This window comes from Bradyrhizobium genosp. SA-3, assembly GCF_004212635.1.
Taxonomy (GTDB): Bacteria; Pseudomonadota; Alphaproteobacteria; order Rhizobiales; family Xanthobacteraceae; genus Bradyrhizobium.
The window spans coordinates 19,442-32,263 of record NZ_PSRT01000007.1 but is presented as its reverse complement, the minus strand read 5'-3'; the positions used below and the strand labels follow the sequence as shown (position 1 = coordinate 32,263).

Annotated in this window: 11 protein-coding genes; 5 read left to right on the top strand and 6 right to left on the bottom strand. The window is 64.2% G+C overall.

From position 1 onward, the window contains the following. Nucleotides 1-164: 164 nt before the first annotated feature. Complete coding sequence (locus tag CWO91_RS03445; protein ID WP_130212245.1) at nt 165-1,400, bottom strand: LLM class flavin-dependent oxidoreductase; 1,236 nt, start codon at nt 1,398-1,400, stop codon at nt 165-167. A 387-nt stretch (nt 1,401-1,787) separates the two neighbouring features. Here CWO91_RS03445 and CWO91_RS03440 point away from each other — a divergent pair, with 387 nt between their 5' ends. Beyond that, on the top strand, nt 1,788-3,200 hold the full coding sequence (locus tag CWO91_RS03440; protein ID WP_130212244.1) for an MFS transporter: 1,413 nt from the start codon (nt 1,788-1,790) through the stop codon (nt 3,198-3,200). Nucleotides 3,201-3,341: 141 nt separating this feature from the next. Continuing rightward, nucleotides 3,342-4,517, top strand: a complete 1,176-nt coding sequence (locus CWO91_RS03435; protein WP_165405210.1) for an extracellular catalytic domain type 1 short-chain-length polyhydroxyalkanoate depolymerase — start codon at nt 3,342-3,344, stop codon at nt 4,515-4,517. Nucleotides 4,518-4,720: 203 nt separating this feature from the next. Here CWO91_RS03435 and CWO91_RS03430 read toward each other — a convergent pair whose 3' ends face one another. After that, nucleotides 4,721-5,029, bottom strand: coding sequence for a hypothetical protein (locus CWO91_RS03430; RefSeq protein WP_130212242.1), 309 nt, complete (start codon nt 5,027-5,029; stop codon nt 4,721-4,723). Nucleotides 5,030-5,225: 196 nt separating this feature from the next. Here CWO91_RS03430 and CWO91_RS03425 point away from each other — a divergent pair, with 196 nt between their 5' ends. Next, nucleotides 5,226-5,612 carry a winged helix-turn-helix transcriptional regulator gene (locus tag CWO91_RS03425; protein WP_130212241.1) on the top strand — a complete coding sequence of 129 codons (387 nt, stop codon included), beginning with the start codon at nt 5,226-5,228 and terminating at the stop codon, nt 5,610-5,612. Nucleotides 5,613-5,616: 4 nt separating this feature from the next. Here the strand turns inward: CWO91_RS03425 and CWO91_RS03420 are convergent, their stop codons facing one another. Beyond that, nucleotides 5,617-6,285: an MBL fold metallo-hydrolase gene (locus tag CWO91_RS03420; protein ID WP_130212240.1), complete on the bottom strand. Its 669-nt coding sequence runs from the start codon at nt 6,283-6,285 to the stop codon at nt 5,617-5,619. 178 nt (nt 6,286-6,463) lie between these two features. On the opposite strand from CWO91_RS03420, the gene CWO91_RS03415 reads away from it, so the two are divergent. After that, nucleotides 6,464-8,062: an alpha-amylase family glycosyl hydrolase gene (locus CWO91_RS03415; protein WP_130212239.1), complete on the top strand. Its 1,599-nt coding sequence runs from the start codon at nt 6,464-6,466 to the stop codon at nt 8,060-8,062. Between the two features lie 188 nt (nt 8,063-8,250). Here the strand turns inward: CWO91_RS03415 and CWO91_RS03410 are convergent, their stop codons facing one another. Beyond that, entirely contained in the window at nt 8,251-9,924 is a 1,674-nt protein-coding gene (locus CWO91_RS03410; protein WP_130212238.1) for an alpha-amylase family protein, read from the bottom strand. A gap of 235 nt (nt 9,925-10,159) precedes the next feature. Here CWO91_RS03410 and CWO91_RS03405 point away from each other — a divergent pair, with 235 nt between their 5' ends. Beyond that, the gene (locus CWO91_RS03405) at nt 10,160-10,651 is read left to right on the top strand and encodes an MmcB family DNA repair protein (protein ID WP_130212237.1); all 492 of its coding nucleotides are present in this window, start codon (nt 10,160-10,162) and stop codon (nt 10,649-10,651) included. Nucleotides 10,652-10,807: 156 nt separating this feature from the next. Here the strand turns inward: CWO91_RS03405 and CWO91_RS03400 are convergent, their stop codons facing one another. Continuing rightward, nucleotides 10,808-11,362: an ActR/PrrA/RegA family redox response regulator transcription factor gene (locus CWO91_RS03400; protein WP_165405209.1), complete on the bottom strand. Its 555-nt coding sequence runs from the start codon at nt 11,360-11,362 to the stop codon at nt 10,808-10,810. 103 nt (nt 11,363-11,465) lie between these two features. Beyond that, nucleotides 11,466-12,785 (bottom strand): ActS/PrrB/RegB family redox-sensitive histidine kinase, encoded by a 1,320-nt coding sequence (locus CWO91_RS03395; protein ID WP_130212296.1) that lies wholly within the window; start codon nt 12,783-12,785, stop codon nt 11,466-11,468. Between the last annotated feature and the right edge of the window lie 37 nt (nt 12,786-12,822).

Genomic DNA, 12,822 nt, shown 5'->3' with positions numbered 1-12,822 from the left:
TCTTGCGCACAAAATCGCGACACGTATCATCATCGTCGTCCCGGCGAAGGCCGGGACCCATAGCCACCGAATTGTGTTTGGCGAAGACTCGCGGTTGTCAGCTCGCGAAAAATTGCTCCTTGGGGTTATGGGTCCCGGCTTTCGCCGGGACGACAGAGATAGACCTACCGCTTCGCCGCTTCTTTCTGCAAATCCGGGGCGTTGACGGCGGGAATGGCGACGCGGCCGGGGCCGGTCACCTTCAGCGCCTCGGCGGCCTTCTCGTTCTCCATGATCTTGGCCATCACAGCCTGGCCTGCGCGCTCGAAGATCGCGCGATTCTCGATCACGAATTTTTGCGACTTGCGAAGACCGTCGATGTAGCCGTTGATCTCCGGCACGACGTAGCGCGCGACCATGTCCCAGCTGCGGCGGGTGTTTTCCGGATTGGCCCAGTCGTGCACGAAGCCGATGATGGCGCCGACGCCGCCGGACACCTGCATCACGTTCTTGATGGTCTTGACGAGATCGTCGGGCGTGCCGATGGTGGAGGCTGCGCCCTCGACGAAGGCGGTCTTGTCCACGGCTTCATCGGGCGAGGAGAAAGCGGTGAGACCCGGCCGCTGCAGCGTGCCGACATTATATTCGTTGTGCCAGCGCATCAGCCCGGCGCCCGCTTCGCGGCGCGCCTGCTCGCGGGTTTCGGCGATATGCCAGGTCAGGAGCACGCGCCAGTCGGCGCGGCTCACCCTGGTGCCGTGTTTTTTCGCGGCGTCCTCGGCGAACTGCCATTGCTGCTGCAGCGACATCAGACCCTGCGTCGTCATCGAGCCCAGCGAGATGATGCCGATGCCGTATTTGCCGGCCAGCGTCATGCCGGACGGAGAGATCTGCGAGGCCACCACGAACGGCATTTCCTCCTGCAACGGCAGGATCTGCAGCGCGGCGTCGTTCATGGTGAACCAGTCGCTCTTCGCGGTGACGCGCTCGCCGTTGAAGAGGCGGCGGATCACGCCGATCGCCTCGTCCTGGCGGTCGCGCTGCGTCATCGGGTCAATGCCCAGCGTATGCGCGTCGGAGGCGAGCGCGCCGGGACCGGAGCCGAAGATGGCGCGGCCGCCGGTCATGTGATCGAGCTGCACCATGCGCTGGGCGACGTTGAAGGGGTGGTGGTAGGGCAGCGACACCACGCCGGTGCCGAGCTTGATCCGCTTGGTGCGCTCGCCGGCCGCGGCCAGGAACATCTCGGGCGATGCGATCATCTCCCAGCCGGAAGAGTGATGCTCGCCGCACCAGAACTCGTCATAACCGAGGCTATCGAGCTGCTCGGCCAGGTCGAGATCGCGCCGGAACTGGAGCATCGGATGCTCCCCGACCGGGTGATGCGGGGCAAGAAAGGCTCCGAATTTCAGGCGCGCCATGGCGTTCTCTCCGGCTTCGATTTTCTGTTTGTTGAGGCGGCGAGGCTACGTGCTCGCGGAAGCGAACGCAATCGCACGGTGTCCCGCGCGGCGGAATGCAGGCATGCGCGGAGGCGCGATGAGATGTCTCGTCTCCCTCTCCCCGTTCTTACGGGGAGAGGGCGGGGTGAGGGGCTGCTTCCGCAAATTCAGTGGCAGTGCGACTCGCGGAAGCTCCCCCTCACCCGGAATTCAAACTGCGTTTGAATTCCGGCCTCTCCCCGCACGCGGGGAGAGGCGAAGCAATCGCGCCTTCGAATGAGGCACGCGAATCCTACCTCGCAGGTAATCGCGACACCGCACGGGATCTGAAATGATCCGGCAACGATAGTCCGGGATCATGCTCCCATGCATCAGATCGTCACACGACAGCTCGACTCCTCGCGCCGCTGGTGGGTGCTGGCCATCGTCGTCGCCGCCCAGTTCATGTTCGGCGTCGACGCCTTCGTGGTCAACGTCGCCATCCCCACCATCGCGGTCGATCTGAAAGCGTCGCCGGCGCAGATCGAATCCGTGATTGCGATCTACCTGATCGCCTATGCCACGCTGGTCGTCACTGGCGGCCGGCTTGGCGACATTCACGGCACCAAGAATGTCTTCCTGGCGGGCGTGCTCGGCTTCACCCTGACGTCGCTGTGGTGCGGCCTCGCGCAATCTGGCGCAGAGCTGATCATCGCCCGGCTGGCGCAGGGCGCGACCGCGGCGCTGATGGTGCCGCAGGTGCTGGCGACGCTGCATCTGTTGTTCACGGACGAGACGCGCAGCCGCGCCTTCGCCATCTATGGCATCGTGCTCGGGCTTGCCGGCGCCGCGGGCTTCCTGCTTGGCGGTCTGCTGGTCACTCTCGATCTCGCCGGCACCGGCTGGCGCGCGGTGTTCTTCGTCAACGTGCCCGGTGGCCTCGCCATCGCCGCTGCCGCCTGGCGCATCATGCCGTCGGTGCCGCGGCGATCAGGTACAAAGCTCGACATCAAGGGCAGCGTGGTGCTGTTCGCAGGCTTGTTATGCCTGATCGGGCCGCTGCTGTTCGGTCACGATGTCGGCTGGGCGCCGTGGCTATGGGCAGTGATGGCAAGCGGCGGCGCGATCCTCGCCGCGTTCCTGAAGCTGGAGCACGCGGTCGCGCGCGACGGCGGCATGCCGCTGATCGATCTCACGCTGCTGTCGGACGCAGCCTTCCTGCGCGGGCTCGGCGCGGCGTTCTTCTTTTTCGTCGCCAACCTCTCGTTCTACCTAGTGATGACGCTGTACATGCAGCGCGGCTTGAAGATCCCGCCGCTCACGGCCGGCATGGCCTTCATCCCGCTCGCGCTTGCCTTCGTCGTGGCCTCGCGCCACAGCGGCGCACGGGCGCGGCATCGCGGCACCAAGGTGTTGCTCGAGGGCTGCGCGCTCCAGATCGCAGGCCTTGCTGCGCTTGCGCTCGTCGCGCTCTATGTCGATGCACCGACGCCGATTGCGCTTGCGCTCACGATGATCGTCTTCGGCTACGGTCAGGGACTGGTGATGGCGCCGTTGTCGGGTGCGGTGCTCGCGAGCGTAAAACCTGTCGCCGCAGGCTCGGCCTCCGGCATGTACGGCACCACGGCGCAGATCGGAAATGCGGCCGGAGTGGCCGCAATCGGCACATTGTTCTTCGCCGTCGAATCCTTGCAATCAGCGCGCGCAGGATTTCTCGTCTCGCTTGCGCTGTTTGTGACATTCATCATGATCTGCGCCGCATTTCTGGCCTGGATGCGCCGCGCCTCTGCACCAAGTTGAGGCATAGCGGTTAATAAGTGCGGATTCCGCGGGAAATCCCGGCGATTTTCGCGCGATTGACAGCGCACGGTCTTTTTATTTTGCAACGCAGCAACTATCTGGTTTGGCTGAACGTTGGAAGTTGCCCACCAGGAAGTTGCCGTGTCACTAGCCCGAAATGTCGATCTGTTGAGACGTCTGCCAAAGCTGGACGGTCTGCGCTTCGCCGAGCTCGGCCGCAGCGCGGATTCATCCAGCCCACTGCAAGAGGTCACGGGCTTCGGTGACAATCCGGGGGCCTTGCGCATGTTCGCCTTCGTGCCGACGCAGCTGCAGAAGCCGCGCGCGCTCGTCGTCGTGCTGCATGGCTGCGGCCAGATCGCTTCCGGCTACGATCTCGGCGCCGGCTGGTCGACGCTGGCGAAGCATTACGGCTTCGCGCTGCTGATGCCCGAGCAGCAGAGGATCAACAACGGCAACACCTGCTTCAACTGGTTCAATCCGGAGGACACCGCACGGGACAACGGTGAGGCGCGTTCGATCCGCGAGATGATCGCCCACATGGTGGAAGCGCATCGCATCGATCAGAGGCGCATCTTCATCACCGGCCTGTCCGCCGGCGGCGGCATGACATCGGTGATGCTTGCGACCTATCCGGAAGTTTTCGCAGCCGGCGCGGTGATCGCGGGCTTGCCCTATGGCATCGCCTCGAACCTGCGCGAGGCGCTGGACGGCATGTTTCATTCCCCGGCGCGTCCGGCGCGCGAGCTCGGCGATCTCGTGCGCAACGCCACCAACCATCGTGGTCCCTGGCCGAAGGTGTCGGTGTGGCACGGCAGCGCCGACCGCACCGTCAATCCCGGCAATGCCAACGAGATCGTCAAGCAATGGCTCGATCTCCACGGTCTGCCTGAGGTGCCGATGGCCGAGACCAATGTCGACGGCTATCCGCGCCAGGCCTGGTGGAACCAGGACGGCGAGACCCTGGTCGAATCCTACGCCATCACCGACATGGCGCACGGCACGCCGCTCGGCCTTGCCGACAACGACCAGCGTTACGGCATGGAAGGCGCGTTCCTGATCGAGGCCGGCATCTCCTCGTCCTACCACATCGCAAAGTTCTTCGGTCTCACCGGCTGGATTGCGGAGGCGGCGCCAAAGGCGGAGGCAAAGCCTGCAACGCCGAAGCCGGCGCTGACGCCCGCGCCGCATCTCGCCCGCTCGATCCGCGCAGCGGTCGCCGCACAGCCGGTCGAGGCGAAGCCCGAGCGGACACGCAGCTTCGATCTCGGCCAGATCATCACGCGCGCGCTCACGGCGGCGGGGTTGATGAAGTAGCTCCGTCCCCGCCGTCGTCCCGGACAAGCGCGCCCCAAGTGCGCGCCGATCCGGGACCCATAACCACAGGCGGACGTGGTTGCGGGGACTCGGAATTATCAGGCTGCCCCAAACTCCTCCCTGTGGTTATGGGTCCCGGATCTGCGCTTGCGCTTGTCCGGGACGACAGCGGAGTTTTTGGCGGCGCCGTCGCGTCGTTCGCGTCAACCCGAAGCCGTTGCGTCAATCACCTCGATCGGCGTCACCGTGACCTCGCCGCCGGCCACCTTCCGCGTCATCTCCTGATAGGCCTTAAAGAAGTCGCGCGATTGCAGCGTTTTTTGCGCGGCATCGTCGGTGACGCTGGCGAGGTGGATATAGCTGCCGTCATCGCGGTGCTTCAGGACACGATAGCCGATCCGCCCTTTCAGTTCCGGATCGCCGTCGATCGCCTTGATGAAACGGCCGATCTCCTGGTGCCAGGCCTCCGTCGTGCCGTTCCTGAACGCATATGTGATCATGAAGTGCTTCATGTGACGCTCCTTACTTCGTCGTGTGCGTCATCATCTGCGGCTTGCAAGCGATCCTGCAAGTATGGACAAAATTGATAGTATGGACTTTTTCGGTGTCGCTCCTATCCTCGTGCCAAAGCGCTTTCGAGCGAAGTGGAGACCGGTTCGCGTAAAGAAAACGCGTCAAGACAGGAATTCTGCGCCTGGAGGAGACGACATGGCCAAGGCAAGGGCGAAGGCAAGACCGAACCCCGCGCGCACCTGTCCGGTCGCGGCGTTTCAGAAGATGATCAGCGGCAAGTACAAGCTGCGCATCGTCTGGGACCTCAAGGACGGTCCGCGCCGCTATGGCGAGATCAGGAGCGGCCTGCTGCGCGGCACGGAAGGCAGCGCCGAGATCACCCCGCGCGTGCTCAGCCGCGAATTGAAGGCGCTGACGCAAAGCGGCCTGATCGACCGCAAGGATTTCGGCGAGGTGCCGCCCAAGGTCGAATATCGCCTGACCCGCAAGGGCAGGAGTTTTGTGCCGGTCGTCGCTGCGATCCGGGAATGGGGCGAGCGCAACCTCGGCGAACCCGCGGCGCTGGCGGACGCCGCCGAGTAATACCTTACATCTCGCCGGTGATGAACGGATTGGTCATCCGCTCCTGGCCGATGCTCGAGCCGGCGCCATGGCCGCAGATGAAGCCGACGTCGTCGCCGAGCGGCAACAGCTTGGTCAGAATTGAGTTGATCAGCGTGGCGTGACTGCCGCCGGGCAGGTCGGTGCGTCCGACCGAACCTGCGAACAGGACGTCGCCGACATGGGCAAAACGCAAGTCCTTGTTGAAGAACACCACGCTGCCGGGCGAATGCCCGGGGCAGTGCAGGATGTCGAACTGCAGGCCGCCGATCGAGACGCTGTCGCCTTCGTTGAGCCAGCGGTCCGGCGCAAAATTGCGCACCCCGGTCATGCCGAAGCGCGCGCCGCTCTCGACCACGTTGTCGAGCAGGAACTTGTCCGCTTCATGCGGGCCCTCGATCGGCACCTTCAGCGCGTCGCGCAAGTCGGCAGCGCCGCCGACATGGTCGATATGACCATGGGTCAGCCAGATCTTCTCCACGCTGACGCCGGTCTGCTTGATCGCATCCAGAATCTTCGGCACGTCGCCGCCGGGATCAATCACCACGGCCTTCTTGGAAGGCTCGTCCCAGATGACGGTGCAGTTCTGCTCGAACAGCGTCACGGGAACGATGATCGCGCCAGCTTTGGCTTTGGTATCGTTTTGCTCGGTCATGGCCTCACAATGCCGATTTTTGCCAGGCCGCCAAGCAAAAGATTCGGGGGCAAACATTCGGAACGAGCCCGGGGAACAACCGTCACACGGCCGTCCCAATTGACCTGCCAATCTGAACCGGGGCGTTGCTGTCGCGTTCTCCCGCGCGAGGCGCAGACTTTTCGGTGGGTTTTCCGGCATGGCTCAGAGCGGCGAGAATTGGTGGCGCGACGGCATCTTCTATCAGATCTATCCGCGCTCCTTTCAGGACTCGGATGGCGACGGCGTCGGCGATCTCGCTGGCATCCTCGGACGGCTGCCTTACGTCAAATCGCTCGGCGTCGACGCGATCTGGCTGTCGCCAATCTTCCCCTCGCCGATGGCGGATTTCGGCTACGACATTTCCGACTATACCGGCATCGAGCCGCTGTTCGGCACGATGGCCGATTTCGATGCGCTGCTCGCCGCCGCCCACGAAAATGGCCTGAAGCTGATCCTCGACCTCGTGCCGAACCACACCTCGGACCAGCATCCCTGGTTCGTCGAGAGCCGGTCCTCGCGCGACAATCCCAAGCGCGACTGGTACATCTGGCGCGATCCGGCGCCTGATGGCGGGGTGCCGAACAACTGGCTGTCCGAGTTCGGCGGCAGCGCGTGGCAATTCGACGAGACCACCGGCCAATATTACTACCACGCCTTCCTCGCCCAGCAGCCGGACCTCAACTGGCGCAATCCGGACGCGCGCGCCGCGATCTACGACGTGATGCGATTCTGGCTGGAGAAGGGCGTCGACGGCTTCCGCGTCGACGTGATCTGGCACCTGATCAAGGACGTCGAATTCCGCGACAATCCGCCGAACCCGCATTACGTCGAGGGCCGGCCGCCGAACGAGAAGATCCTGACGCAATACTCGACCGATCAGCCCGAGGTGCATGACGTGATCGCCGAGATGCGGCGTGTCACCGATGCCTTTGGCGCGCGCGTCTTGATCGGCGAGATCTATCTGCCGCTGCATCGCTTGATGGCCTATTACGGCAACGATCTCACCGGCGCGCAGATGCCGTTCAACTTCGCGCTGCTCTCGACCTTCTGGAGCGCGCGCTCGATCGAGAAGATCATCGAGGATTACGAGAAGGCGCTGCCGCGCGGCGCCTGGCCGAACTGGGTGCTCGGCAATCACGATCGTCCGCGCGTCGCAAGCCGGGTTGGTCCCGAGCAGGCCCGCGTCGCCGCCATGCTGCTGCTGACGCTGCGCGGCACGCCGACGCTCTATTACGGCGACGAGATCGGCATGCATCAGCTCGCGATCGCGCCGGAGGACGTGCGCGATCCCTTCGAGAAGAACGTGCCCGGCATCGGTGTCGGCCGCGACGGCTGCCGTACCCCGATGCAGTGGGATTCCTCCAATTTCGCCGGCTTCTCCGAGGTCCGGCCGTGGCTGCCGCTGCCGGAGGATCATATCCACGAGAACGTCGCCAATCTCGAGGCCGATTCGCGCTCGATCCTGACGCTGTACAAGCGCTTGATCGCCTTGCGGAAGGGCTCGCCGCCGCTGATGGCAGGCGACTATCATCCGATCGCGGCGCAAGGCGATCTCCTGATCTATCGCCGCGAGGCCGGCGGCCGGGCCGTGGTCGTGGCGCTCAATCTCGGCGCCGATCCGATCGCCGTGACCACCAGCGCCATCCGCTTCGGCAGCGAGATCCTGCTGTCAACGTTTCTCGATCGGGAGGGTGAGCGGCTGGAGGGCGTGCTGGATTTGCGCGGGAATGAGGGCGTGGTGGTGGCGGCGCCGTAAACGGAGAATGAGGCGACAGCGTCATGCTCCGCCGTCCTGGACAAGCGAAGCGCAACGGCGGAGAGTTGTGGCCGACACTATCTCCTCGTCATTGCGAGCGTAGCGAAGCAATCCAGAGTCCCTCCGCGGAAAGATTCTGGATTGCTTCGCTGCGCTCGCAATGACGATCGTTGAAGCCGCGGGGCAAACTATCGCATCTCAATGTCGCTCCGCTTCAGCAGATAATCCAGCCCGCCGACGCGATACCAGCGATAGCCGTAGGGCTCCAGCACGACGCGGTGCTGGCCGCGCTTGTCGGCGTGGCTGTGATCTTCCGCGAGCAGGTTGATGAGGTGCGCGCCGGCCCCATCAGGCAGCCCCGCCGAGAACGCGATCTCGCGCGGCTTCTCGTCGAGATTGTGCATGAACAGCACCGAATTGTTGCGCCAGTCATAGCGCATGATGAACACAGCGGGATCGCGCACAGGAATGATCGTGAAGTCGCCCCAGCCGACTTCCGGCACCTCCTTGCGCATGCGCACGATGCGTTCGGTCCAGTTCAGCATGGAGTTGGGATCGCGTCGCTGTTTTGCGACGTTGACATGCGGATAGCCGTACGGCCCCTTGTCGATCACAGGGCATGCCGGTTTGTCGCTCTTGGTGAAGCCGCCATGCGGCTCGGTCGACCATTGCATCGGCGTGCGCGCGCAATCGCGTTCGGGCAGCGACAGGTCATCGCCCATCGCGATCTCGTCGCCATAGCGGATCACGGGCGTCCCCGGCAATGTGCACACCAGGCTGTAGGCGAGTTCGAGCCGCCGGCGGTCGCCGCCCAGCATCGGTGCGAGGCGCCGCCTTATGCCGCGATCGTAGAGCTGCATATCCTTGTCGGGTCCGAAGCATTTGAACACGACCTCGCGCTGCGCCTTGGTCAACCGTCCGAGATCGAGCTCGTCGTGATTGCGCAGGAACAGGCCCCATTGCGCCGTGGCGGGCCGCGGCTTGGTCGCCTTCAGCGCCTTCGCCAGCGGCCGCGAATCGGCCGAGGCCAGCGCATAGAACAGATGCTGGTTGACCTGGAAGTTGAACATCATGTGCATGCGGTCGGCGTCGCGGCCGAAATATTCCATGTCCGTCTTCGGCAGCACATTGGCCTCGGCGAGGATGATGGCGTCGCCCTGCCGCCATTGCAGGAATTCGCGAAACGCGCGCAGCATGTCGTACTGTTCGACCGGCTTCTTCACCTTGGCGCCCTTGGTCGCGATCACGAACGGCACCGCATCCATGCGAAAGCCGGAGACGCCGAGCTGGATCCAGAAGCCCATGATCTTCAGGATCTCAGCCTGCACGTGCGGGTTCGAGGTGTTGAGATCGGGCTGGAAATCGTAGAAGCGATGAAAATACCAGGCGCCGGCTTCCTTGTCGCGCGTCCAGGTCGATTTCTGCACGCCGGGAAACACCATCCCCTCGTTGGCGTTAGCCGGCTTCTTGTCGGACCAGACGTACCAGTCGCGATAGGGCGAGTTCTTGTCGCGCCGCGCCTCCTTGAACCAGTGATGCTGGTCCGAGGTGTGGTTGACGACGAGATCGATGATGACGCGGATGCCACGCTGCTTGCAGCCATGGGTGAACTCGACGAAATCGCCGAGCGTGCCGTAGCGGGAATCGACGCTGTAATAGTCCGCAATGTCGTAGCCGTCGTCGCGCTGCGGCGAAATCTGGAACGGCATCAGCCAGATCGTGGTGATGCCGAGACCGTGCAGATAGTCGAGCCGGCGCAAGAGGCCCTTGAAGTCGCCGACGCCGTCGCCATTGGCATCCATATAGGAGCCGACGGAAAGGCAGTAGATCACGCCGTTCTTGTACCAGAGATCGTCGATCATGCGCGCGCAGACTCGTGGGCCGCCGAGGTGCGGCGGCTGCGTGATAAGTGCGAGGGAGGAGGGAGGTTCCCGAGTGTCGTCCCGGCGAAGCCCATACCGCGTGATCTATCGGTGGAGCGCGGTATTCATACCGAGAAAGGGCTCACTACGAGTCTTCGCCAAACGCCTCCCTGTGGTTATGGGTCCCGGCCTGCGCCGGGACGACATCGAGAACGGAATCGGCTATCCTCCCCCCATGGACAGCACCGCCCGCAACATCGCTCTTGTTCCACCACCCGACCGTCGCCAGTCGGAGACCGCACTGGCGGTCGCGCGCGGCACCGCGCGGCTGCTGCGCTCGCTCGGTTTCTCCTGCATCAGCGAATTGCCGCTGCCCTCGGGCCGCCGCGCCGATCTCGTCGCGCTGAACGAGCGCGGCGAGATCTGGATCATCGAGATCAAATCGTCGGTCGAGGATCTGCGCGCTGATCAGAAATGGCACGAATACCGCGCCCATTGCGACCGGCTGTTCTTCGCCTTCACGCAGGATCTGCCGTGCGAGATCTTTCCTGAAGACACCGGCCTGATCGTCGCCGACGCCTATGGCGCGCACATGCATTGCGCGGCGCCCGAGCACAAGCTTGCTGCCGCCACGCGCAAGCAGATGACGGTGCGCTTTGCGATGGCGGCTGCGCTGCGGATCAACCGCCTGGTCGATCCGCAGGGGCATGCGGATTTCTGGGAGTAGCGGCGATCGCGAGCGCAGACGCCGTAGGGTGGGCAAAGCGACTTGTCCGCCGTAGCTCGAAGAGCGAAGGCGGAAGCGTGCCCACCATTCAACATCAGAATTGAGGCAGAAGCGGTGGGCACGGCGCTGCGCGCCTTTGCCCACCCTACGAGACCGTTACCGCGGCGCGCGCTTGGCCAGAATGCGCTGCAGCGTGCGGCGGTGCATGTTGAGCCGGCGCGCCGTCTCCGAGACGTTGCGGTTGCACATTTCGTAGATGCGCTGGATGTGCTCCCAGCGCACGCGGTCGGCGGACATCGGATTGGTCGGCAGCTCGGATTTCTCCGCGCTGGTCGAGAGCAGCGCGGCGACGACGTCGTCGGCGTCGGCCGGCTTCGACAGATAATCGATCGCGCCCATCTTCACCGCGGTGACGGCGGTGGCGATGTTGCCATAGCCGGTCAGCACGATCGCGCGCGCATCCGGGCGCTTCTTCTTCAGCGCTGAGACCACGTCGAGACCGTTGCCGTCGCCGAGCCGCAGATCGACCACCGCGTAGGCCGGAGCGGACTTGCCGATCTGCGCGAGCCCGTCCGAGACGGTGTCGCACGACGTTACGGCAAAGCCCCGTGTCTCCATCGCGCGCGACAGCCGCTCCAGAAACGGCTTGTCGTCTTCCACGATGAGAAGCGAGCGGTCGGTCTGTTCGTTCAGTTCGGCGATGGCGTTCAAGGTGTTGTCCTCTCTCCAGCGCATTGACATATGGCGTCGCAATCGGTCGGTGCCAAGGCGGCAAATGGTCGATCGGTCCCGTTGTGCGACGCAAGGTCGCGGCCTATCCTATTGTTTCTTCAAGCGTCTCGATAGCCTCAAAACGCTCTCGCGGCCAATTGATCTGGACCACCGCGCCGTGGTCCGGAAAGGTCCGGTTGGTAAACGAGACCTTGGCGCCAGTGCGTTCGAGCAGTGTGCGCGCGATGAAGACGCCGAGGCCGAGGCCGCGTCGTTCGCTGCCTTCATCCTGGGTGCGCCGCCGCGACAGATAGGGCTCGCCGATCCGGTTGAGGATGTCGGGCGGGATGCCGGGGCCGTCGTCGGAGATCACGAGCTCGATATCGTCCTTGTTCCACCAGGCGTTCACCTCGACGGTGGTGCGAGCGAAATCGACCGCGTTCTCGACGATGTTGCCGATGCCGTAGAGGATTGCCGGATTGCGTGAGCCGACCGGCTCGGCTGCGACGGCCACTGCGATCCGCACCTTGATGTCGACACCGAAATCGCGGTGCGGCGCCACCACCTCCTCGATCAGCTCCGACAGCTTCATGCGGTCGAACGGCGCGCCGGTGGAGGACAGCTGGGTGATCTTGCTCAGGATGTCGCGGCAGCGCTGGGTCTGCTCGCGCAAGGTTTTCAGGTCGGCGGCAAAGCTCGGGTCCTTCACCGTTTTTTCCAGCTCGCGCGAGATCAGGAAGATGGTCGCGAGCGGCGTGCCGAGCTCGTGCGCGGCCGCGGCAGCCAATCCGTCGAGCTGGGTCAGATGCTGCTCGCGCGTCAACACCAGCTCGGTTGCGGCCAGCGCGTCCGCGAGCTTGCGCGCCTCCTCGGTCACCTGGAAGGAGTAGAGGCTGGTGACGCCGATCGCGAGCGCGATCGAGAGCCAGACACCGACGAGATAGATCGGCGGCAGCACCAGCGGATCGTCGGAATCCCACGGCAGCGGCGAATGGAAGAAGAACAGGACCGAGGCGCAGGCCACAGCGAGGAGGCCGAGGCCGAAGGTGAAGCGGGCCGGCAGCGCCGTGGCCGAGATCAGCACGGGCGCGAGGAACAGGAACGAGAACGGGTTCTGGAGGCCGCCGGTGAAGAACAACAGACCAGCCAATTCCACGATGTTCAGCGCCAGCAGCCCGGCCGCCTGCATCGGCTCCAGCCGCTGCATCGGATTGGCCGCGGTCTGGAGCGCCAGATTGAGCGCCGCCGACAGGGCGATGATGCTGACGCAGGGGGCGATCTCGACATTGAACTCCAGCCCCTGCGCCACGATGAAGATCGCGGCGAGCTGCCCCAGCACCGCGAGCCAGCGCAGCCGCAGGATCGTGTCCAGCCGGATATGCCGCTGCGCGTGGCGAAAGTCGGAATCGGCAATTTCGGTCATATCGGCCAATGTGGCGCTGCCTTCTAAGGTCACAAAC